The 23,612-nt window shown below is 40.2% G+C and carries 22 protein-coding genes; 10 read left to right on the forward strand and 12 right to left on the reverse strand.

From position 1 onward, the window contains the following. Positions 1–7: 7 nt before the first annotated feature. A complete protein-coding gene (locus tag ACOQO5_RS17705; RefSeq protein ID WP_420583019.1) occupies positions 8–718 on the reverse strand; it encodes an NUDIX hydrolase in 711 nt (236 codons plus the stop codon). A gap of 95 nt (positions 719–813) precedes the next feature. On the opposite strand from ACOQO5_RS17705, the gene ACOQO5_RS17710 reads away from it, so the two are divergent. Further along, positions 814–1,974, forward strand: coding sequence for a galactokinase (locus ACOQO5_RS17710; protein ID WP_420583020.1), 1,161 nt, complete (start codon positions 814–816; stop codon positions 1,972–1,974). An 8-nt stretch (positions 1,975–1,982) separates the two neighbouring features. After that, entirely contained in the window at positions 1,983–3,029 is a 1,047-nt protein-coding gene (locus tag ACOQO5_RS17715) for a UDP-glucose--hexose-1-phosphate uridylyltransferase (RefSeq protein WP_420583021.1), read from the forward strand. Here the strand turns inward: ACOQO5_RS17715 and ACOQO5_RS17720 are convergent. Both ACOQO5_RS17720 and ACOQO5_RS17725 read right to left on the reverse strand, forming a co-directional pair. Beyond that, the gene (locus ACOQO5_RS17720; RefSeq protein ID WP_420583022.1) at positions 3,008–3,955 is read right to left on the reverse strand and encodes a threonine ammonia-lyase; all 948 of its coding nucleotides are present in this window, start codon (positions 3,953–3,955) and stop codon (positions 3,008–3,010) included. The genes ACOQO5_RS17715 and ACOQO5_RS17720 overlap by 22 nt on opposite strands. A 76-nt stretch (positions 3,956–4,031) precedes the next feature. Further along, positions 4,032–4,601: a peptidylprolyl isomerase gene (locus ACOQO5_RS17725; RefSeq protein ID WP_420583023.1), complete on the reverse strand. Its 570-nt coding sequence runs from the start codon at positions 4,599–4,601 to the stop codon at positions 4,032–4,034. Between the two features lie 138 nt (positions 4,602–4,739). Between ACOQO5_RS17725 and ACOQO5_RS17730 the strand changes: the two genes are divergently transcribed. Continuing rightward, positions 4,740–6,515 carry a toll/interleukin-1 receptor domain-containing protein gene (locus ACOQO5_RS17730; protein ID WP_420583024.1) on the forward strand — a complete coding sequence of 592 codons (1,776 nt, stop codon included), beginning with the start codon at positions 4,740–4,742 and terminating at the stop codon, positions 6,513–6,515. Positions 6,516–6,707: 192 nt separating this feature from the next. Here ACOQO5_RS17730 and ACOQO5_RS17735 read toward each other — a convergent pair whose 3' ends face one another. Further along, a complete protein-coding gene (locus ACOQO5_RS17735; RefSeq protein WP_420583025.1) occupies positions 6,708–6,944 on the reverse strand; it encodes a nuclear transport factor 2 family protein in 237 nt (78 codons plus the stop codon). Positions 6,945–7,264: 320 nt separating this feature from the next. Here ACOQO5_RS17735 and ACOQO5_RS17740 point away from each other — a divergent pair, with 320 nt between their 5' ends. Continuing rightward, positions 7,265–7,849, forward strand: coding sequence for a lectin-like protein (locus tag ACOQO5_RS17740; protein ID WP_420583026.1), 585 nt, complete (start codon positions 7,265–7,267; stop codon positions 7,847–7,849). A gap of 2 nt (positions 7,850–7,851) precedes the next feature. Here the strand turns inward: ACOQO5_RS17740 and ACOQO5_RS17745 are convergent, their stop codons facing one another. The 5 genes from ACOQO5_RS17745 to ACOQO5_RS17765 form a co-directional block, all read right to left on the reverse strand. Further along, a complete protein-coding gene (locus tag ACOQO5_RS17745; RefSeq protein ID WP_420583027.1) occupies positions 7,852–8,889 on the reverse strand; it encodes a helix-turn-helix domain-containing protein in 1,038 nt (345 codons plus the stop codon). Between the two features lie 346 nt (positions 8,890–9,235). Further along, on the reverse strand, positions 9,236–10,783 hold the full coding sequence (locus ACOQO5_RS17750; RefSeq protein WP_420583028.1) for a DUF1254 domain-containing protein: 1,548 nt from the start codon (positions 10,781–10,783) through the stop codon (positions 9,236–9,238). Between the two features lie 345 nt (positions 10,784–11,128). Beyond that, positions 11,129–11,563: a cupin domain-containing protein gene (locus tag ACOQO5_RS17755; protein ID WP_420583029.1), complete on the reverse strand. Its 435-nt coding sequence runs from the start codon at positions 11,561–11,563 to the stop codon at positions 11,129–11,131. A 272-nt stretch (positions 11,564–11,835) separates the two neighbouring features. Further along, entirely contained in the window at positions 11,836–12,207 is a 372-nt protein-coding gene (locus ACOQO5_RS17760; protein WP_420583030.1) for a type II toxin-antitoxin system death-on-curing family toxin, read from the reverse strand. Beyond that, positions 12,204–12,392, reverse strand: a complete 189-nt coding sequence (locus ACOQO5_RS17765) for a hypothetical protein (protein WP_420583031.1) — start codon at positions 12,390–12,392, stop codon at positions 12,204–12,206. The genes ACOQO5_RS17760 and ACOQO5_RS17765 overlap by 4 nt, the downstream gene beginning before the upstream one ends. 323 nt (positions 12,393–12,715) lie before the next feature. Between ACOQO5_RS17765 and ACOQO5_RS17770 the strand changes: the two genes are divergently transcribed. Both ACOQO5_RS17770 and ACOQO5_RS17775 read left to right on the forward strand, forming a co-directional pair. Next, a complete protein-coding gene (locus ACOQO5_RS17770) occupies positions 12,716–13,693 on the forward strand; it encodes an IS110 family transposase (protein ID WP_420583032.1) in 978 nt (325 codons plus the stop codon). 664 nt (positions 13,694–14,357) lie between these two features. Then, entirely contained in the window at positions 14,358–14,906 is a 549-nt protein-coding gene (locus ACOQO5_RS17775; protein WP_420583033.1) for a hypothetical protein, read from the forward strand. A 301-nt stretch (positions 14,907–15,207) separates the two neighbouring features. Here the strand turns inward: ACOQO5_RS17775 and ACOQO5_RS17780 are convergent, their stop codons facing one another. Beyond that, positions 15,208–15,615 (reverse strand): DUF3052 domain-containing protein, encoded by a 408-nt coding sequence (locus tag ACOQO5_RS17780; RefSeq protein WP_420583034.1) that lies wholly within the window; start codon positions 15,613–15,615, stop codon positions 15,208–15,210. 200 nt (positions 15,616–15,815) lie between these two features. Between ACOQO5_RS17780 and ACOQO5_RS17785 the strand changes: the two genes are divergently transcribed. From ACOQO5_RS17785 to ACOQO5_RS17795, 3 genes are all read left to right on the forward strand, one after another. Further along, on the forward strand, positions 15,816–17,342 hold the full coding sequence (locus ACOQO5_RS17785; protein ID WP_420583035.1) for a beta-N-acetylhexosaminidase: 1,527 nt from the start codon (positions 15,816–15,818) through the stop codon (positions 17,340–17,342). Between the two features lie 61 nt (positions 17,343–17,403). Beyond that, positions 17,404–18,081, forward strand: a complete 678-nt coding sequence (locus ACOQO5_RS17790) for a sugar transferase (protein WP_420583036.1) — start codon at positions 17,404–17,406, stop codon at positions 18,079–18,081. Continuing rightward, positions 18,082–19,221 (forward strand): aminotransferase class I/II-fold pyridoxal phosphate-dependent enzyme, encoded by a 1,140-nt coding sequence (locus ACOQO5_RS17795; protein WP_420583037.1) that lies wholly within the window; start codon positions 18,082–18,084, stop codon positions 19,219–19,221. A gap of 177 nt (positions 19,222–19,398) precedes the next feature. Here ACOQO5_RS17795 and ACOQO5_RS17800 read toward each other — a convergent pair whose 3' ends face one another. Both ACOQO5_RS17800 and tpx read right to left on the reverse strand, forming a co-directional pair. Next, complete coding sequence (locus ACOQO5_RS17800) at positions 19,399–20,589, reverse strand: DUF5009 domain-containing protein (protein ID WP_420583038.1); 1,191 nt, start codon at positions 20,587–20,589, stop codon at positions 19,399–19,401. A gap of 98 nt (positions 20,590–20,687) precedes the next feature. Continuing rightward, entirely contained in the window at positions 20,688–21,188 is a 501-nt protein-coding gene (gene tpx, locus ACOQO5_RS17805; RefSeq protein WP_420583039.1) for a thiol peroxidase, read from the reverse strand. A 181-nt stretch (positions 21,189–21,369) separates the two neighbouring features. On the opposite strand from tpx, the gene ACOQO5_RS17810 reads away from it, so the two are divergent. Continuing rightward, positions 21,370–23,544: a TonB-dependent receptor gene (locus ACOQO5_RS17810; protein WP_420583040.1), complete on the forward strand. Its 2,175-nt coding sequence runs from the start codon at positions 21,370–21,372 to the stop codon at positions 23,542–23,544. Positions 23,545–23,612: the final 68 nt, after the last annotated feature.

The following is a 23,612-nucleotide window of genomic DNA, read 5'->3' on the forward strand; positions in this document are numbered from 1 at the left end:
GACGTTTTCAATGGAATAGAATATCATATCCATTGGTTTCCAATTCCTGATACTTTGTTTTATTGAACTTATAGTGAAAAGCTCCTTTTTTAGAGGCTGTCTTGTCTTTTGTGGCAAGCTTTTCCAGTAAGCCTGTAGCGAGAATTTTCTTACGAAAATTTCTGTCATCTATTTCCTTCTGATAAATTTCCTGATATAGTTTGAACAACTGTGGAAGAGTGAATTTAGAAGGTAATAGATTGAAACCTACCGGCTTTCTTCTGGCATTTTCTTGTAGTTTGATCAAAGCATCCGTGATAATGTGGTTGTGATCCACGACTACTTCAGGGATGTTATTGATTTCGAACCATCCGGCATCATGGGTGGCCACTAAGTCCTTTCGATGCTTATGAAGTTGAATAAGGCTGTAATAGGCAATAGAAATGACACGATCACCCGGATCTCGATCTATAGCGCTATAAGCGTGCAATTGTTCGAGATAAACGCTTTTTAATCCCGTAAAATCTGTGAGAATTCTTGACGCAGCGATGACAGCTGATTCATGAGGTTGAATAAAACTCCCAACCAAAGACCATTGACCTGAAAATGGTTCAATTTTCCTTTTGAATAGCAGCACCTTCAGTTTTTCCTCTTCAGTATCAAATCCGAAAATTACGTTATCCACGGCTACAAGTATGGGCTGCGCAACAATATAGGTGGAGGTGCTTTCTTCAGTCATTGATCTGTGGTTTCTCGCTAAATTAATAAATGTATTGAATACGGTTGCTATTTGATTTATAAACGTTAAATTTACGTTTAATATAATTTGCAATCATGTCACGAAATATAGCCGACGTTAAAAATACATTTATTGAAATCTTTGGTATCGAGCCCGAGGTATTTCGGGCACCTGGTCGAATCAATATCATCGGAGAACACACCGACTACAATGATGGGTTTGTTTTGCCAGCGGCTATTGATTTAGCTGTTTATGTGTTTATCCAGAAGAGTGGATCAGATCGCTCGAAACTTATTTCAGTGGATTTAGATGAGTCTTACTCTTTTAGTATTGATGAGTCCTTGACTCCTGTGGGTCAGGGTTGGGTGAATTACTTTTTAGGGGTCATTGACCAACTACAGCAAGCAGGTCATGAATTAGAAGGATTCAACCTAATGTTCACGAGTGATATACCGATAGGATCGGGATTGTCATCGTCCGCAGCATTAGAATGTGGTTTCGGAGAGGCATTGATTGACCTGTTTGGGATTGGTGTAGAGAAAATGGAATTGGCTAAAATCGGTCAATCTGCAGAGCACAAATTCGCTGGTGTGAAGTGTGGTATCATGGATCAGTTTGCCAGCTGTATGGGTCGGGACGGTCATGTAGTAAAACTGGATTGCAAAAGTCTCGAATACGAATATTATCCTGTAGATTTTAAGGCATACGATTTGGTGCTTTTTGATTCCAATGTGAAGCATAACCTCGCAGATTCCCAATACAACATACGCCGAAACCAATGTGAAGAAGGAGTGCAAATCCTTCAACAATTTAATGCAGCTATCAAGTCCCTTCGAGATGCTACATTGGAAGACTTGGCTCATGCTAAATCCTCAATCGATGAAGTGGTTTTTCGTAGATCAAAGTATGTAATCGAAGAAAATACTAGAGTAGAAGAAGTATGTGAGGCTTTGCTTGCTGGTGAGATAGAAAAAGTGGGACAGATCATGCTAGAAACCCACAATGGATTAAGCAAAGATTATGAAGTGAGCTGCAGTGAACTTGACCTGCTCATTGAAATTGCCATGAGCTGCGATGGCTTTATAGGCGGTCGTATGATGGGCGGTGGATTTGGAGGATGTACCATCAACTTGATTAGAAAAGAACAAGTGGATGATGTCATTGAGCAAGTGGTAAGTAGCTATAAAAAGTCTACTGGAATTGATGCCAAAGTATATCGTGTAGCGATTGGTGACGGAGTGGGACGACATAAATAAAAGATCAAATGAAATTTAATGCAAATGATCATTCGCACAGGCGATTGAATATAATGACAGGCGAATGGGTGCAGGTTTCACCACATCGGTCTAAACGACCATGGCAAGGGCAGGTAGAAAAGTTGTCCATGGATCGACGACCTAAGTATGATGATACATGTTATCTGTGCCCGACCAATGAAAGAATAGGAGGCAAGCTCAATCCAGACTACAAGGATGTGTATGTTTTTACCAATGATTTTGCAGCCTTGCAATCAGACATTCCATCCGGCGGTGAAGAAAATGGCTTGATGCAATCCAAAAGCGAAAGAGGTGTTTGCAAGGTGATCTGTTTTTCTCCTCGTCATGATTTGACTATTCCCGAAATGGAAACCAATCAAATTAAAAAAGTGGTTGACCTATGGATCGATCAATGTCAAGAAATAGGTTCCTTAGATTATATCAATCACATTCAAATCTTTGAGAACAAAGGTGCCGTGATGGGTTGTTCTAACCCTCACCCACATGGGCAAATCTGGGCGCAGGAATCCGTGCCGGTAGAACCAGCCAAAAAACAAGTGCAGCAATTAGCTCACTTTGAAAAAGAGGGAAGCAATTTGTTGTTAGAATATTTGGCTCAAGAAAAAAAGCAAAAGGAAAGAATCATTTTCGAAAATGATCATATGGTAGTATTGGTACCATTCTGGGCCGTTTGGCCCTATGAGGCCATGATCATTCCAAAGCGGAAAATGGCAAGAATAACCGAAATGAGTGAAGAAGAACGGGCCGCATTGGCTGAAGCTTATCGCTATCTGGCTATCAAATACGATAATCTGTTTGAAACTTCATTTCCATATTCTGCCGGTATCCATCAGGCACCTTATGATGGAGAGCCACACGAAGAGTGGCAATGGCACATGACTTTTTACCCACCATTGTTACGATCTGCAACGGTGAAAAAATTTATGGTAGGTTACGAAATGTTAGGTAATCCTCAACGCGACATTACTCCTGAGTTTGCCGCACAACGAATCAATGAACAATCTGAAGTACACTACTCAGTCAATATGGATTGAAACTTCTCGAATGACATGTTTCTTCCCGTAATGATTGTACAAATTGAATTGAATTTTTTGAAGAGATCGACATGTTTCCTGATGGCAGCCAGACCAACAACCGCAGATGGTTCTACATAGTGTTTGTGCTCCTTGAGCAACCAAAGTAAGCTCTCTCGAATCTCATCTTCACTTACGACAAAGAAATCATCTACTAAATTTTCTATGTAAGGCCAGGTGATAGAGTCAGACTCCACTTCAGCACCTATGCCCTCAGCTATCGATGGCTTCATATTCAGCTGTTTTGGGTATGTTTTGTGTTTATACCATTCGGCTAGAAAAGGAGCATTTTCTTGTTGTACACCATAGATTTTTATATTCGGATTGATGGCTTTCAGCAATATGCCCATACCTGCGATATATCCACCGCCACCCACGCCACAGACTAAACAATCCATACTGGGAAGCTGTTCCAGCAATTCCACGGCTATGGTTCCGCCGCCTTCTACCATTTCCGTATCATTGAAAGCAGATACAAAAACATAGTTTTTAGCTGCTTCGAGCTCTCTGGCTTTCGCTCGAGCTTCAGGTACATTATCAAAAAACTGGATAGTAGCGCCATTGGCTTCAATGTCCTTGATTCGATCACTGTCTGCAGATTTAGGCATAAGGATATGCACTTTGGCTCCCAACTGGCTGGCTGCATAAGACAATCCCACGCCATGCCCACCGGCGGTAGGAGCAACAAATTCACTTGATGAATGTTTGAGTATTTTATTAAACCCACCTCTCGGTTTGAAACTGCCGGACACTTGTAAGTTTTCTAGTTTGAAGTGTACGTCTAACCCAAGTTCTTTTTGCAGCGGTCGTGAGAGTTCAACTGGCGTCTGTCTGATATAGGGCGCAATTCTCTCTTTGGCACTGAGAATGTCTATTGGTTTGATCATAGTATTTGAATATTCCTTAAAAGTGGAGGTTAGAAATGTAAGAAGTGCTTAATATCCTTGAAAAATATTGATACAATCAATCAAATCTTGTGATGCTAATAATCTGTACGGGTTCGATTAGATACTGACCTTCCTCTTCCTTTCCTTGTATCTTTTTCACTACATCCATGCCTTTCGTCACTTGACCAAATGCTGCAAAACCGTAGCCGTCTGGGTTTCGGGGACCATTGTAATCCAGTGCTGGCTGGTCTCCAATGCATACAAAAAAGCTGCAAGTAGCTGAGTTGGGCGTATCACGGGCCATGGATAATGTGCCATCTTTATGCAGCAAGCCTGTCTGTTTGGTGGTTTCAATCTCAATGGGTTCCATTTCCTTTTCTGGAGGAATATCTCCACCTTGTATCACTTCTATTCGCACGTCACGCCCGGCTTCATTGGCTGGTGTACAGGTACGAAAAAAACTGGAATTTGAATACAATCCTGCATCTACATATTTCAAAAAGTTGGCTACTGTCTGAGGAGCTTTTTCTGGATAGAGTTCTACTTCGATTATTCCCAGTGAGGTTTCAATCTTGCAAAAGGTAGTTTTTTCTGCACATCGTACAAGTAGTGAAGAGAGCAAACAAAGAGCAAAGGTAAGTCGCATGTCTTGTGGTAAAATTTGGTGTTATTCTATTGAAAAGATAGGGGATAATATTTATTTGTTTTGCCCTCAGGTGCTAAATTGCTCAGTAATTATCCCAATTAATCTTTATATTCAATTTTAGAATACAACTTCTTGACCTTGAGCGAAATATTCATTAGCTATATTCCAGAAGACAAACGCCGAGCTCGCCAATTGGCAGAGGTACTCGATGAGTTTGGCTGGTCTGTATGGTGGGAGTCTGCCATTGCTGACGACGAACATTTTGACTCTCAAATTCAATCTGCATTGAAAGGGGCGGATTGCATCATTGTACTTTGGTCTCCGAATGCAATCAGCAACGAAACTATATTGGAGCAAGCCCAATTAGGGATAAAGAAGAATAACCTGGTTTCTCTGACCTACGATGAAGTACAGAAAACCCACGCCTTACCGTCAGCTACCTATACTAATCTATCGCATTGGAACGGGGACGCTGCGGATAAGAATATCCGAATTCTATTGGGTGATATTTATGACCTGATTGGCCACCCTCCTCAAAAGACTAGAGATAAGATATTTAGGAATTTGGTCACGTTCGTTTCTATTATGCTCTTAGTGGTATGGAGTACTTTTATTTTGTCTATTCAGTATCAAAACAAAACTCAGGAGTCGAGAGATTGGACAAAGTTCCTGAATGAAAACAAAAACGAGGGGTATAAAGAATATCTAATGCTCTATCCTGAAGGCAAACATGTCCGAACTGCTGAGTTCAAAGTGGATAGTTTACACGAAGCGGAAAGTTGGGAGAAAGCTTTAATTGCTAATTCGGTGGCAGTGCTGGAAGCCTATATTCAAGAAAACCCAAAAGGAACTTATAAAGATGCAGCCTTCGCCAGAATAGCCGAGCTTAAAGATGAGGAGGCCTGGCAAGAGGCTAGTGAAGAGAATACGGTGGTGAGCTATAAGGTCTATTTGAGGCTTTCACCCAATGGCAAGTTTGCGAGCGAAGCAGAAAAAATTATCACTGAGCGCACCAGACCAAAAGCTGTAGCCAAAGCAAAGCCAGTCGAGCGCTCTTTTTTACTAAAAACCTTCTCTGCACCAAAGGAAGTGTTGAGTGTAGCGGTAGCACCCAATGGCCGACGTATTCTCACCAAAGGCTGGGACAATACAGCCTGGCTTTGGGATTTGAATGGGAATCTGATAGAAGAACTCAAAGGCCATACGGATTGGCTAACTTCAGTTGTATTTTCACCGAATGGCAATCGGATGGCTACAGGCTCATGGGACAAGACAGCCAAACTTTATGACGTGAATGGACGAATGATTGGAGAGTTCAATGGACATTCCTTTCATATCAGTGATGTGGCCTTCTCTCCTGATGGAGAATATTTAGCTACTGCCTCATTCGACAAAACTGCGAGATTGTATAAACTGGATGGCACTTTTATACAATCCTTTCAAGGACACACAGAGTGGGTCAATGCCGTAGCTTTCTCACCCAACGGCAAGCATATTCTTACCGCTTCCAATGATCACACAGCTCGGATGTGGGATATGAATGGAAATATGGTGGCAGAGTTTTCGGGGCACATACACTGGGTAACCTCAGTGGCATTTTCTCCAGATGGCAAGTTTATCATTACCGGGTCGAGAGATAAAACAGCAAGGATTTGGAGATTAAAAGATCGAAAAAACAAAAAACTCATTGGCCATACCAAACCTGTCAATGCCGTGGCTTTCTCTCCAGACGGACAAAAGGTAGTAACCGCCTCCGCAGACCATACTGCTATCCTGTGGACACTCAACGGCAAAGAACTTCGCAGATACACCAAACATAAAGGCCAAATTAATGATGTGGCCTTTACTCCTGATGGTAGAAAAATTCTTACTGGATCGAGTGATCGCACCGCCAGACTTTGGGAGGTGCAGTAAGAAAGTTCGTTAATTGGCTATTTTCTTTTTCAGCGATCGGAGGATACTTAATAGAAGTGGGATATGTTTGTAAAACATCTCTCCAGCATCAAAGTAATCATCTTTGATGAATCACTTTTTCTTCGAAGGTAAGTACAGATGTTCCAGAGGCCACGATACTTTTTTTGGTCTTTTCAGTAGTACTTGCATTTTCTAGCTTAAGTAGGCTTTATCCTCTACTAATGTATCATCGGTAAACTGAAAGGAACCTTCTATCAGATTGCTATTAAGCTTATCAAAGTATGCCTTAAGATCTTTGATCCCTTCTATTTCATGAATTGGATCTTTAAAAATGATTTGATCTGCATAGATTTCGTTTAGGGCATCTGGATTATCAAATTTCATTTGGGTAAAGTGAATCTTGAATTTGTCAATGATTACTGCATTCATGGGGAAGTAGAGGTTAGCTTATTTAATGGATGCATTTTATATCACTTGCTGCAATTGAGCGAGTTGTTCGAATATAGCTAGTCGTAGCTATCATGTTTTCAAGCTTAGGAATGTTATCAATCCGGCTGGTTTTATATTCAATGGGTCATTTTTAGGAGTGACTGCTATCTAGATATGGCTGGATGGAATTCAGCATTTGACATCCTCCAGGTTATGTGCTGTAAAACAGATGAAATTTATTTGTTCGAGTTTCTAAAAACGAACTGATACACGCTCCCGTGAGCCTAAAATTGTTCAAAAAAACTATAACTATTATGAATATGAACAATTTACGACTCATTACGATGGCCATGTTAATGGCCATGATTTCTTGCTCCGACGACGAAGAGAACGAACCACAAGATGATGGAACTTCAACTTTAGAAAGTTATTCTTTTACGTACAATGATACGGAATACGAGGTGGTTCTGGAGAAGATGTCATGGAAAGATGCTGCCGCTTATGCAAAGGAAAAAGGGGGCTATTTAGCTGAAATTAATTCAGATGAAGAGCAAAGAGGGATATTTTCAGAAGTTTCAAATAACGCTGGTATAACTCTAACAAGAACCACAGCAAGTGATGGTGGGGGAGCCTCCTATGTTTGGATAGGTGGAAATGATATCAATGAAGAAGGTGAATGGAAATGGGATGGAAATGATGATGGCAGTGGTGCCCAGTTTTGGGCTGGGTTAGCAGACGGATCTGTTGTTGGAGGATTATACAACAATTGGGGTGATGAACCTGATGATTTTAACGACAACCAAGATGGCCTGGGATTGGCTCTTACCGATTGGCCGTTAGGTACGGCAGGTCAATGGAACGATTTGCGCGATGCAAACAGACTTTACTTTCTTATTGAATACTAAAGTTAACACACGAGTTTTTGGTACTTGAGGGGTGTCACCCCCGTGCGTTTCTTAAATTCTGTATAGAAAGACGATCTGGAATTAAACCCGGCTGAGTACATGATTTGTTCGATGGTGTGCTTGGCAGGGTTTTGCTCATTCAACTCTTCCAAGACATAATTTATTCGGTAGTCATTCACATACTCAAAAAAGGTCTTCTGATTTACAGTGTTTATCGCTTTGGAGATCAAATAGGGCTTATGATTAGTCAAATCTCCAAGTGAATTGATACTCAAATCCGATTTTTTAAACAATTTGGCATTTTGCATAAAGCTGTCTATCTCATTGAGTATTTGTTTATATGCTGGATCATTGTCCGATCGATTGCTTCTATTTTTTGGAAAATGAGCTGATTTGCCTACAGTTAATATCAGAACAAAAGCTAAATAACTAATAACTGAACTGCTGATTATACTGAAAAAAACCATGTATGCCCAATCACCTATGGGCTCAAAGTAAAGCAGGATGGTAATGACAATTCGAATGACCACTACAGCCAGGCACCCATATATAAGCAGGGACTCCCATAAGCGCATTCCCTCTGAAGATCGATGCCCTCTAAAGCAAACAATGGCTTTCCAGATATAATATAGCTGATACACCATAATGGCTTGAAAATAGGGCTTCCAGTGTTGATTCAACCATTCTACAAAAGCGAACTCAATGAATACACAGAGGATAGAAAGAACAATGGCGGGATATATGATCCTTTTCAGTCTTTGAGCCGAAATTTCAACATTTGAATTGGCTACTGTGAATAGATAAATTAGTGGGCCCCAAAACCACATGCCTTGAAAAGTAAAGTTGCGAATCCATAGGATGTCGCTATTCTGAAGGGTAGTAAGGAGGTTTGAGATGACGTAAAAACCCCAACTAAAAAAATACCAACCCAAGAAAGTAAATTTCTGATGAAACTTGCCCTTCTGAATCAGGGCAGCTCCTAATATCGCGGTAAAGAATACAACATTTAGATTGATCAGTAGCTTAGGCAATGCTTCCATAAAGTATACATTTTATGACTGATGCTACAACACCCCAAAAAATCGAAAACCGTACATCTGGACATTCAAATTTATGCCTGTGTTTTGGTTTTTAGTGAAAGAAAGTGTTTCTAACCCTCTGGTTGGAGCGTCCGCTCGATCAAGAGCAGAGTTGAAAATCTTTGATAAATATAACAACCGGGCCGTTTTCCAAGATAAATCCTAGGATCGATTAGCTTAAGCTAAGGCTAGAGTAGGGTGTGGTGAAAATTACACGTAGTTATAGAAGTACTTGCCTTTATGGAGGCAGAATAGCCAAATAGTATAAAGGGCGTTTTAATGCCCTTTATACGTTTATAGCAAATTTTTATTTTACTTCTACTGCATCAGACGGGTACCATTCTCCTGCGAACCAAGGCTCTAGCGGTCCGTAAAGCCTAAAAATGGTATTCCATCCTTTTCCAGGTATGGTTTGAATCCAGTTATTCTCAAATCCTTTTGGTGCTGCTGGTCCGACATATATGTCCCAACTGCCATCTGCATTTTGAATCAAACCTTTCTTGTTATTATCAATTCCAGGAAACTGCTGATCGGTCTGAAGCATAGAACGGGTCTGATTGTCATATATGGTAAAAGACCAAAAATCTTTCATGGGTGGATTAGCAGGTACATTGAATTTGTATGTTTTACTACCGTCAAAAGTATTTCCATTCACATCTGAATAAGCGATTGAATATTGAGAACCCTTGCCAATAATCTTCATTGACATCGCTGGTGTAATACCAGTGGCATAAAAGTGGAAGGCACTTCGTGCATCTAACAATCTTGCTCCTTCATGCTCAAATAAATAGCTTTTATAAGCCAAAGGATTTAACCATTGGGTGCCAGGGAATTTATATAGGTATTCACTTCGAGGTTTAGCCATTTGTGTTCTCACAATGGCGCTACCTAATTTGGAAGCCTCTTTGAGTATGCCTTGCATTCTTGAATCTGGCTGGAATTCTTCTCCTTTTTTAATACCTATGGCTGCTAATGTTCCCAATATTTCCGCATTTTCCCCTGCAGCTGGTTCAGACTGTATAACATCATTTATTTCATCATAAATACGCTCATCCATTTTATGAATGGTGTTAAACTCTTTTCCAGAAACGTTCACAAAATTCATTGAAGGGGGATTGTCTTTTTGTGAAAGTGGATAGATTTTAAAGGTGTTTTTGGTTGCTACAACAGCCGGCTGTGGATCTCCATCTTTTTGAAAACCTCGCCAGATCACCCAATGTCCATAAGTATTGGCTTTAGAGACAAAATAGCCTTCTGGAATATCTCCTTCATAGGCAGGAGGAAGGATCAAAAACTTGCCTCCCTGGGCCTTATCTGGTCCCAGCCTTCCAAAATCCGCTACGTATTTAAAATAATGATCATCTATGATACCTAATACATCTGGAGGAGTTTCAATTACCATAGGCTCATCTCCAAGTTGCAACCAAGACATCATGTAAACAGAGGTTGTGTTGGCCGTAAGAAATAAGGCTTTGGAATCCATTAACTCTTCGAATATCAAGGCTGTTGTGTTAGCGGGTCCAAAAGATAAAATGCCTTTCTTCATCGCTTCCATGGAAGCGATATGGATTCCTTTGGTATAAGCATCAACAGCATTCACTAAATCTATGTAGTCATAGACTTGCGCTTCTGTTTTTGGCGTAGGCACACCGTCAAAAAAGGTGAGTTCACCGAGTTGTTCTGAGGTTATTGTATTGGGACTTTTAATTCCATCAGGAATTTCTGTTGTCATTTCCATGTTAGGAATTGCAGTTTCAGTTTCTGCCGGTTTTTCTTTCTGGGATGAATTCTGGCTACAAGAAGTAATTCCAATGGCTCCTAGCAGCAGGACTATGTGGATGTGATTTAATTTCATGTTTTCTTTTTAGTAATTGATTACTAGTAAATAACGGCACTTTTGTCGTAAATCCCTCCAATATAAAAATAAACGATTGCGGCAGGATAGTTATATGCCATACAACTTTCCAGGTATTATTGTGGTTTGCCCACTCTAAGAAGGGCTGCCAAACAATTATATCCTCTGGCTGTATTGTCAGCTAAGACTCAAATCATTTAGAGCGTCCGCTCGATTGAGAGCAGAATTACAAATCTTTGATAAATATATCAGCCGGCCCTTTTTCAAAGGTAGATTCTAGGGTAGATTCGCTTCACCTACGACAGGTATTCAACAATTTTTAGTGTATTAATTATTAAGCCTGTCTTATTCTTCGTAGATATCAAATTTGTTTGAGACAGACTTCATCAGTTCTTTATTGGCGAAATCCTCTTCGGTCATTTTCGATAGTTCTTCTAAAAAGATATCAAATTGTCCATTTTTAAATATTGTGAGCATTTTACCTCCGTGCTCGCAGAAAGCTTCATGCCATACATTAGGAGGAACTGTAATGGTATCACCTTCATTTAAGACTATTGTTTCATCATCAAAAACAAGTTCCATTTTACCTTCTAGCATATAAAATACCTCAGTCATAGTTTTATGATGATGCCGTTCTAGATGAAATCCTGGCTTTAAGGTGTCTTCTATTAAGCATAATTCACCATTTGTATCTCTCGAGGAAAGTTTAACAAAGCAATGATCTTGCGAGTAATTATAATTTTCACCTTGACCTTTTTTAATGTACTGTTGAGTTTCCATTTTATTGTAATTGTGTACAACAATCAGCTATGCTGCATGGGGATTAGTCCCGATAGTTTTCGGGAGCATTAACCTTTCGTTTCACTCATAGCCATGCCTACATGGCCCGACCTTGATTTAAATATAAAGCTTGTGGTGGAGATTCCAATCCCACCCTGTTGCTAGTAGCGTCCTTTAGAAGACCCTAGGAACGCTACGTTTAACCTAGGACCCGAGAGAAGGGAAAAACTAAGGCCATCCTAGACTTGCAGTGTTATTCATGGAAGACCATGTTAGCATGATTTTTCATTCAGCCAACCTTTGATTTCATCATAGTCGATTCGGCCTTCAGAGATTTTGATTACAAATTCGTATTTTTCATCTTCCGACGCATGAATGTCCATTCCGCTGTTCATCAAGAGTAGTCTGCCAAGAACGTAACCAGTTCGTTTGTTTCCATCGACAAAAGGATGATTTTTAACAATACTCTCCATAATTGCTGCTGCTTTTTCTATTGGAGTTTGGTAAAGTTCCTGGTTATCGAAAGATTGATATGGCTTTCCTAATGCTGACTCAAGTAGTTCAGAGTCACGTAAACCATTACCTCCACCAAATTGCTCGATTAATATAGAATGAATTTCAAGTGCTTTTTCAAGCGATATCACTGAGCTAAACGCTTAAGAAGTTCAGAATCTTCCTGAAGAATTGTTCTAAGGTTATTTGCTGTTGCTATGTCCTGCTCAGCTTTGCCTTGTAAAGATTTAAGATATGCCAATACTTCAAGTAAGCCTTGTTCAGGCGTGTTACTTAAAAGATCATTGATTGCAGTTCTGACTTCTTCTCTACTCATATTACAAAATTACGAAAAATCTAGCAGTTCGTTCGATATTCGGCAATTCATGGTAACCTTTAGCTTTCCTATCTATAATTATTCAAAGAGATAAAGGTCTTAATTTTAATAGCAAAAAGAGGTGGCCAGAACTACGACTGCGCGTCCCGCGCTAACCAGGTTTCGAGACTTATCGGGCGATTCGGGGCCTGCTCTTTCATGTTAAATGTTTAGATAGATATTCAGGGATTCCGACTTGTCGGGATGCCCTAACATCAAGGTTTCGAACTTATCATTGAAATTATGGAAAATACTACCCTAAACAAATCTTCTACCCTCATATCGTGGGGGTTGATATCAGCAAAATGAGTATCGATGTGGCGGTGATCTGTAGCTCAACGATGAAGATCAGCTCAGCATTATTCAGCAATGATTCTGATGGTTTCCAAAAGATGAAAAGATGGCTTAAACAACAAGGTAATGATTGTGGAGAGGACATTCTTTTCTGCATGGAACACACGGGCATCTACACCCGAAACATCGTCAAATATTTGCTCAAACGTGGTTGTAAAGTTTGGCTTGAATCCTCCTTACATATCAAAAGGAGTATGGGGCTTGTGAGAGGCAAAACAGACAAAATTGATGCTGAACGCATCGCCCATTTCGCCTTCGACCATCAACGAGAGGCCAAACTTATCAAACTGTCTCATCCTACTTTAAACCGACTCAAAGACTTGATGAGGACTCGTGTACGCTTAATGAAGAGCCTTCAGAGTCAAACAGTAGCCATCAATGAGTTGATGAGAGTAGACCAAAAGGCGGGCAAGGAAATAGAACGTGTGAGCCGAGAGGCGATCGCTGGAATGAAGAAGTCATTGGAGAAGGTCGAATCAAAAATGGAAGAGCTGGTTACTATCGATAAAAACCTAAGAGCCTTGTATCAACTCATCACCTCAGTAAAAAGTGTAGGCAAGGTCTTGGCTATTGCTCTGATCGTGTATACCGATGGGTTCACTCGGCTCTTGAACAGTAGGAAACTGGCCTGTTACTGTGGAGTTGCGCCCTTCGAGTATCGAAGTGGGACTAGTGTATATTCAGCCCCTGGCACATCAAGTTTTGCCAACGGGCAGCTTAAACATACCCTTCATATGTGTGCCATGAATGCTGTGAAATGTCATCAGGAGCTTCGAAAGTATTATTTAAGAAAAACAGAAGAAGGGAAAAGTAAAATGAGTGCACTTAATGCGGTAAGAAACAAATTGCTTCAAAGAGTCGTGGCTGTTGTCAAAAGAGGAACACCTTATATTGAGAAATTGGATTAAAAAAAGGCCCTACAGCTTGTTTTTACCATAGAAACGCCACACTATCAATCGTGGCATTTGATATAGTTTAAGTTTCGGCTACAAGATAGCCAAATCTCTTATTTGAGCTATCCCTTTTTTGATTCCATAGAGCTAATCCGAGATATGGCGAGGCTTCCTGAATGCAGAGACCTTTGTATTACTGCTGTCTCGCCATGAATTGATACAGAATGTTATCCATCTTTTATGCTTTATAATTTCGTATGCTGTAGATCAATCTTACAAGCTCAAGTATCATAGCTAAGTACGTTAATTCTTGGTCAATGTCTAAGCCTAAAAACGTGTTTACATATGTTAGAAAGCCAAAAGTTAATACTACAAATGCTAGGCGAGGTAGAAATTGAAAGAAGTAAATGATAAATCCCGTTCTTGTTTGAAGGAAAGTAAAATAAGCACTGAAAGGTAATGATATCAGTAATGCGCCTGTTACAATTGTTAAAGGAAGAAAACCGGAAAAATTATTGGTTAGCAGATTAGTTAAAAGTGATGTCGTACTTAAGAAAGTTAGTATATCGCAAGCTGCGAAAATTCTTAATATAGTTTGTCGGTTCATGAGTTGAGCATTTTTGCATGTCTCAAAGTAAGGGCATCATAATGAATACTTAAATTGAGTAGATTTGAAATTATGTCAAATTGGAAGAATAATATTGAAAATTGGGATAAAGTCTCTAAGGAGGTTGCAGATCTGTATTTGAAACAATCTGAATTAGTCTTAAAAGAGCAAACAAAAACAGCAGAACTGATTTCTTTAAGAACAGACAGACTTCTTGGGATTTCTCTCACTTTCGCCACTTTAATTTTGGGATATGTTGTTAGTAAAAGTATTTCTGCTTGGTCAAATGATGTGTTTGTGAACTCATCTGTATTTGCCATTATTATTCTAGGTTATTGCGTAACCATGTTAGTCAAAAATTTGAAGCCGTATGAGATACGTATCGCAGGCGAAACTCCAAGAATCATATCAGACAATCAATTCATCGATAACGATTATACATCAGAAGAACAGTATGTTTTGCTAATTCTGAATCAAATAAATAATTATCAAGATAGAATTGATCTTAACAAAGCGAATAATGCAACAAGGACAAAAAGGAATTCAAAAGTTCTTCAAGTCTTAACGTTTCTCCCTATTTCTTTGATTTTGGGTCTGATTTTGACACTATTTTTTCGTTGATTTGACTTCTTACCTCCTTCAGATCTGAAGTAATTTCAATTTTCGGTTTTTTATTTTCCTTTTCTTTATCTGACATTGTTTGATTAGTTATGATGGATAACATGTGGCTAACATAATGTGTATTATCCACTATATGTTTTATTTCTAAAAATCAGGTATATACAACCACATAGTGTTTGTTATTTACCTTTCAACTACCCAGATTTTCAGGGGAGTTTATTTTATACATATTAAACTTTGATTTTTCTCAGAAGAGCTGCTTAACAATAATAGCTGATTGCTGAAAGGAATCCAAAATCACCTAGCGATCCTTTAGCCGATACATAAACTTGAGCCCGCTCCAGTCGGCGTCTATGGCGGCTACTTTTACGTCTACTAGTCCGGCGTCTAGCATAAAGTCCCGGATGTGGTTTTCTTTGAAGCAAGAGGGGAGTTTAGAAGAGAGCTTTACCCAGCTGATCCACATAGAGCCGTTTTTCTTGAGTAGTGGTATTTGTTTGGCGGCTTCATGTAGGTCTTTCTCTTCTCTACAAAACACATGAATAAAATCCAGTGACTCCGTCTCGGGTGTCTTTACTTGCTCCACCAGCTCTGGCCAGTCGGAGAAGAGGCGGTGGTAGTGCTCAGGTTCGTTGACAAGATGAACTTTAAAAGCCGATTTGATGCCAAGCTTCTTGGCCAAACGTGTGGAGGAGTATCCCGCGGTCATTGTAGATCGGTAGAGTGAATCTTAAAGTTAATAAGAAATCATGGGGAGTCACTGCTAGAAAAAATGATATCGCTCATTTTTTTCGTCTAAATGAGCGATATTTAAAGTCTGAAAATCGAAATACAAAAGTGTATTTCGATTTCATTTCCACTCCAAAACTTCTAGTTCTAATTTTCTTACAATTAAAACGAATCGAATTTATGAATTTAGAATCGAAGTATTCCTATGCCTTTGTTTTGGCTTTAGCGATCATATTATTAGCCAGTTGCGAAACCAAACGACCCACTAACCTTGCCGATCATAACCTAATTCCTCACCCAGTAGAGATTTCTGGTACTGGTGGGCGCTATCTGTTAGACAGGGAGGCTACCCTTCAAATTTCAGATCCTTCCCTACAAGGTGTGGCAGACTATTTCATAGAAGTACAATCAGGAATGAAGATGGCCATGGATCAAAAGGCTGATATCGAACTAGCGCTAGGTGCTAATGACGAAGAACTAGGAGAGGAAGGTTATCTAATGGAGATTACAGAGTATGGTGTCGTCATATCGGCCAATCATCCTCATGGCGTATTTCACGGACTGCAGACTTTGCTTCAGCTCATTCCAGTTAATGCAGAAGAATTGGTTGAGTTGGCCACGGGTACGATACGTGATTATCCCCGATATGGACACAGAGGTTCGATGCTGGATGTATCCAGGCATTTTTTTGGTGTGGAGGATGTGAAGCGATACATCGATTTTCTGGCGGCTTATAAAATTAATGTCTTGCACCTGCATCTTACAGATGATCAGGGGTGGCGGATTGAAATAAAATCTAAACCTGAACTCACAACCATCGGAGGATCTACCGAAGTAGGTGGTGGAGCAGGTGGTTTCTACACTCAGAAGCAATATGAGGATATTGTGCAATACGCAGCGGATAGATTCATCACCATTGTTCCCGAAATCGATTTGCCAGGTCATACTCAGGCCGCATTGGCTTCCTATGCAGAGCTGAACTGCGATGGTCAGGTCGGAGAGCTATATACGGGTACCGAAGTTGGTTTTAGCACCTTATGTACAGATAGCGAAGCTACCTATGAGTTTGTAGATGCTGTCATTCAGGAGCTGGAGGCTATCACGCCTGGTCCGTATATTCATATCGGTGGGGACGAGAGTCACGCCACGGAGAAGGAGGATTATATCTATTTCATTTCCCGGGTGCAGCAAATCGTGTCTAAACATGGCAAAACCATGATGGGTTGGGATGAAATCGCTCAGGGCGAAATAGAAAAGGAAACTGTCGTGCAACAGTGGAATAGTGCAGGCAATGCCTCCAAAGCTGCGGAAAATGGTAACAGAATTATTCTTTCGCCAGCGAAGCTGGCTTATATGGATATGAAATACGATAGCACCAGTAGAATTGGCTATGACTGGGCTGCCCTGATTGAAGTGGATCGGGCTTACAACTGGGATCCGGATACTGTAAATGCTACCGTACCAGCAGAACTGATCTACGGCGTAGAAGCTCCACTATGGACCGAGACCGTAGAAAATATGAAGGATATTGAATATTTGGTTTTTCCGCGACTACCCGGCTATGCCGAGATAGGTTGGTCACCGCAGTCTCTTAGAAATTGGGAGGAATATCGAAGCAGGTTGGCAGCCCATGCGCCTCGTTTCGAGTCAGCAGGAATAGAATTCTATCGATCGCCAGTAGTGGATTGGGGGAAGAAAGATAATTAGCTGCAATCATTATTGATGTCCTCTAACCCTTTTCATGCCTTTGAATTAGATTGAAGGGCTTATGAATAAGGCAATTGTAGCTAAATTCGTAAGTAATAATTACACCCTTCAATTAGGGAAAGGATTGAATTTGTATTGCTATTATATCAAACCATTATTTGACAAGGTCTTTTCTATGATCTTGTGTGTCTTATTGCTCCCTATTGGTCTATTTATTATCGGATTGTTATTGACAGAGCATTTTTCATCTCCATTCTTTATTCAGGCCAGACCTGGAAAAGATGGAAGTATGTTCCGATTGATTAAATTTCGTACAATGAATGACACCAAAGATGCAAATGGAGAATTACGGTCAGATGATCAGAGAATAACACGGTTGGGTCATTGGCTGAGAAAACTATCTTTGGATGAAATTCCGCAGTTGCTCAATGTGATAAAAGGAGAAATGAGTCTGGTTGGCCCTAGGCCTTTATTAGCAGAATATCTACCGCTGTATAATGAAGAGCAGAAAAAACGCCATGAGGTGTTGCCGGGCATAACTGGTTGGGCGCAGGTGAATGGACGAAACACTATCAAATGGGAAGAGCGATTTAAGTTGGATTTGTGGTACGTGGATCATATCGGTTTTTGGTTAGATATAAGAATACTGTTGTTGACTGTGAAAAAAGTAGTCTTGAGAGAAGGTGTCTCGTCAGACAGTTTTATTACAATGGAAAAGTTTAAGGGAACCACTCAATAGATGAACAAAAAAATATATCTGTCACCCCCGCACATGAGTGGTGATGAGAGGAAATACATCGACGATGCTTTCGATTCCAATTGGATTGCACCTGTTGGGCCCAACATAAATGAATTTGAAAGGGAGATTTGTCAGTATACTGATAGTAAATATTGTGCTGCGTTGTCTTCAGGGACGGCAGCTATTCATTTGGCCCTGCTTCTTTTGGGAATTGAAAAGGGGGACGAAGTCATAGCTTCAACTTTTACATTTGCAGCTACTATCAATCCTATCATCTATCAGCAGGCTACTCCGATATTGGTCGAAAGTGAACCGGGTAGTTGGAATATGTCTCCTGACTTCCTTCAAGAAACCATTTCAAAAAGAGTAAATGAGGGCAAAAAGCCCAAGGCTATTCTATTTGTTCATATCTATGGTATGCCCGGTAAAATCGAAAAAATAAAGGAAGTTGCAAATAAGTTTGATATTCCGCTTATCGAAGATGCTTCAGAAGCTTTTGGTAGCAAATACAATGGTAAAATGCTTGGTACTTTTGGAGATTTAGGAGTCTATTCTTTCAATGGAAATAAAATAATCACTACTTCAGGGGGTGGTGCGCTAGTGTCGAATAATAAGAAGTGGATAGATCAAGCCATTCATCTGGCGACACAAGCCAGAGATGAAGCTCATCACTATCAACATAGCCAGATTGGTTATAACTATCGATTGAGTAATGTATTGGCAGGTATTGGAAGGGGACAAATGGAGGTAATTGATCAGCGTATATCAATGCGAAGAGCGGTGAATCAATTTTATAAAATGCAATTAGATTCCTTGCCTGGTGTTCAATTCTTGACTGAACCCTCTGCAGAATATTTCTCTAATCATTGGTTGACGGCCCTGCTGATCGATCCAGATCAATCAGGTGGAGTTACTGCTGACCAGGTCATAAAGAAGTTAGCTGATCAAAATATAGAAGCCAGACCATTTTGGAAGCCCATGCACTTGCAACCTGTGTTTGAATCCTACCCTTATTATGGGGATGGTTTGTCGAAACGATTGTTCGAAAAAGGATTATGCTTGCCTTCTGGGAGCAGCTTAACAGAAAATGATCTGCTCCGAATAGTGGAGATAGTTAAAGGAGTATTTCCAACTATATAATAATGTTCTCATATGATAAACAAATGCCCCTGCCCGAAGGCAGCGGCATTAAAAAGCATGATAAATGGGCTTAGACTCCCATTTGTTCTGAGTAAGTTACATATAACCAAGTAGGTTGTATGTTATTACATTGTTATTTCTAACAATTAATTCTTATCACTCCTTTATGAAATGAAACTATAAATGTAAGCGGATGTTGAATTTGTTAAATACTTTCATCAGATAAAGCATCAGAATAGAGAATCCAGTACAATAGAGAATACCTGGGATTCCACTATTGAAATAATCAGGAATTATACTGAGTCCCACTGTACGGTTGAAATAGATGATAATGCCGGGTAGGATATAGATCAATAGAGGGTTGGCAGCGGCAGGCATAAAGAAATCACTCCATTCGGTTTTCTTTTTGGTCTCCATCAGCCAATAAAAACCATAATAAATAAAGGTGCATAACCCAGCCGAATATAAGGTCCACGAAGGTGTGCCTCTGATTTTCGATACCTCGAAATAAGGTCTAAGTAAATAACCAGCCAAAAAGAATAACAAGCCAAATCCAATAACTTCCCAGTTGATGCTCCTTTCTTTTTTTCCGTCAAAAAAAAGAAGTGAAATAATGACGCCTGCACTAACGAGAGTGGCGTGGATCAGGTGACCACCTATGAATTTGAACCCTCCCAATTCGTTGATGGCCAGACCATCGGTCTGTATGAGGCAGTTGGCAAGTATGCTGACAATAAAAAAGGCGATCATCGCTTTTAAGTTGCCATTAGTGAACCAGTAGAATACTACAGTAAACAGATAGGCCCAACCAATCAAGCCCAAAATACCCCACCATTTTTGAGTCATACCCACCTGGCCATTGTCTTGGATATAGAGAAAATAAAGGACTACAAAACCCAGGATTCCGCCGTACTGAAGTATACTTTTCCATAGAGTCGGAAATTCCTTGCTGTATTTATTCCATACTGGAATAGGAAGTGTGTAAGCAAAAAATGCCCAAAGTGCAGGAGATATGAGCATTTGAGCTTCATTGTAGCCGTATTCGGCATTTACCATAAACAGACCCATAACAATGAGAGCAAGCGAACGCTTAAGCGTATGCTTCCAAATCACAATTGGTTGGTCGCCCTTGGAGAGTCGAGCATTGAATGCAAAAGGCACAGACATACCTACTATAAATAGAAAGGCAGGAAAGACCAGGTCTACGAAGGTCATGGCATCTGCATCCGCCGGCATGTGCTTCATCCACTGAGGCACATTGGACACACCCGCCAGCTCATTCACAAAAATCATCACCAGAATGGTAATCCCTCTAAAGGCATCAATGGAGACGATGCGGCCATTGTATAAGTTTTCTTTTGTTGTCATTTATTGCTTCTTTATGAGCTGAGTAAAATAATCTACACAACTCAAAAGAATCAATTATTTAGCTCAATGGCTGGCCCAAGGCTTTTAATGGCTGCTTTTTATGATAATGCAGCCAATGCCTTTTCGAAATCGGGGTCTTGAACAATTTCAGGTACTTGCTCAGAATATATGACTTGATGATTTTCATCCAGGATGACGATTGCTCTCGAATGTAAATGAGCCATTGGGCCATCAGCAATTGACACCTGATAGTCTTTTCCAAATTGACCTGTGGCAAAATCCGAAACTGTTTCTACACTGTCAATCCCTTCAGCTCCACAAAATCTTGCTTGCGCGAAAGGCAGGTCTCTAGAAACGCATAGAATTTTTGTATTGGCTAATCCCGCAGCTTTTTCATTAAATGTTCGAACAGAAGCGGCACAAATCCCTGTGTCTATGCTGGGAAATATGTTCAAAATTACTTTTGAGCCTTTGTAGTCGGCCAATGAAACATGTGAAAGGTCGTTTTTGATCAGATCAAAGTCTGGTGCTTGAGAACCGTTTGAAGGCAAATTACCGATGGTATTGATTGGATTGCCTTTGAGAGTAATTGTAGCCATAGTTAGATATTTTTTGGAGTAAATATAGCGAGAGGTAGGATTCGATGACTATAAATTTGCAAGAAGTTCGAAAATATGGTAGGGTATATATAGACACTTACCGTTTGAATGATTGAAAAGGAATTTAAATAAAATTATAAAAGTGATCATGAGATCAATTTGTCTACTTGTATTAGTGTGTATGAATTTTTGGGCCTTTGGGCAAAAAATGGGAGGAGTAGTCACCGATCAGCAAAACTATCCATTACCCGGAACTTATATTTCCAATATAACGGATGGAACTCATGCCCATACAGATGAACTGGGTAGGTTTCATTTGGAATCTGTCAAGGTAGGAGATACGCTTGCTGTGAGTTATGTAGGGTTTAAAACACTGCAATTGATAGTGTCAGATATTGATGCGAAGTTTGAAATCGAGCTGACTGAACAAGTAGTAGAGCTGAGTGAACTTACTGTAACACCGGATTTGAATGCCATTCAAGCATTGACCAAAATTGACCTCAACACAGCACCTGTTACTTCTTCTCAACAAATCCTCCGATCCGTTCCAGGACTGATGATTGGACAGCATGCCGGAGGAGGTAAGGCTGAGCAGATATTCTTGCGTGGTTTTGACATTGATCATGGGACGGATTTCAATATGTCTGTGGATGGTATGCCGGTGAATATGGTTTCTCATGCCCATGGACAAGGATATTCTGACCTACACTTTCTTATTCCGGAGTTGATTCAGGACATCCATTGGGGTAAAGGTCCCTACGATGCAAGCAAAGGCAATTTCACCACAGCAGGATATGCCAATATTCGTACAAAATCCAGTCTGGATGCTAGTTCTATTCAAGTGGAAGGGGGGCAATTCAATTCCTTCAGAACCGTTGGGTTGTTTAATCTTTTGGATGAGAAAAAACATTCTGCCTATTTGGCTACAGAATACAGTTTGTCGGATGGACCATTCGAGAGTTCCCAGAATTTTAATCGATTCAATGTAATGGGGAAGTACAACGCTCTTATTGGTGATGACCGCATCGGTATTCAGTTTTCTCACTTTACCAGTAGTTGGACGGCTTCAGGTCAAATTCCTCAGAGAGCAGTTGATTCAGGGCAGATCACAAGATTTGGAGCCATAGATGATACCGAAGGTGGAAACACAAGTCGCTCCAATGTAAAATTGGATTTTGTCAAAACTATAGATGATCGCTCCTTTATTTCTAACCAACTGTACTATGGAGTATATGATTTTGAGCTGTATTCGAATTTCACTTTCTTCTTGGAAGATCCAGTCAACGGAGATCAAATCAGGCAAAAAGAAAGTCGTCAAATCCTAATGGCCACTAGCGAATGGAACAAAAGTTTTGACATGGGGTCATACGAAAATTTATTAAAAATTGGAGGTAGCCTAAGAAATGATGTAGTGAAAGATGTGGAGTTGTCGCATACAGCCAATAGAATCACTACCTTAGATCAGCTTCAATTCGGAAACATCAACGAGACCAATATATCTGCCTTTGTACAATGGGATATTGAGTTAGGCAAGTGGTTGTTGAGCCCGATGCTTCGCTATGATTATTTTAAGTTTAACTACGACGATGGTCTGACTGGCATACAACATTTTGATTCTCAAGGTATAGCTAGCCCAAAAATGAATGTGCTATACAATCATTCAAACAAGTTACAGCTATATTTCAAGAGTGGATTTGGATTTCATTCTAACGATGCCAGGGCGATTACCACTGGTCTGACTGACCTTATTTTGCCGAGAGCGTTTGGTTACGATGTAGGGTTTATTTTGAAGCCTACGACGAAGTCTTTTCTGAATGTAGCTTTTTGGTCACTTGATTTGGAGGAAGAACTGGTGTATGTTGGAGATGCAGGTATTGTGGAGCGAGGAGGGGAAACCAAACGTTATGGTGTGGATTTGAGTTACAGGTATCAATTGACACCATGGTTGTTTTTCAACCAAGATTTGAATTATACGCATGCACGCAGCGTGGAGGAGGCAGAAGGACAAAATTATATACCACTTGCACCGAGCCTCACAGCTTCAGGTGGGTTAGGTGTAGCTAGGTCTCAAGGTATTTATGGAGGAATACGGTATAGATACATGGCTGATCGACCGGCCAATGAAGATAATTCTATAGTTGCCACAGGGTACCTGGTAGTGGATATGAATATGGGTTACCAGATGAAAAACTACACTTTTGGAGTAAACATAGAAAACCTATTTAATACAGAATGGAACGAAACTCAGTTTGCCACGGAATCACGATTGCAAAACGAACCTGCATCTGTAGAAGAAATCCACTTCACCCCAGGTACTCCTTTTTCTCTAAGAGCATTTGTCAAGATTAAATTCTAAAGCGCATTGTCGTGAACGTAATTTGGTCTGATGCCAAAAACAATTTTCTCGATTAGTTATTCTGAATC

It is taken from the genome of Reichenbachiella sp. (assembly GCF_965223055.1).
Taxonomy (GTDB): Bacteria; Bacteroidota; Bacteroidia; order Cytophagales; family Cyclobacteriaceae; genus Reichenbachiella.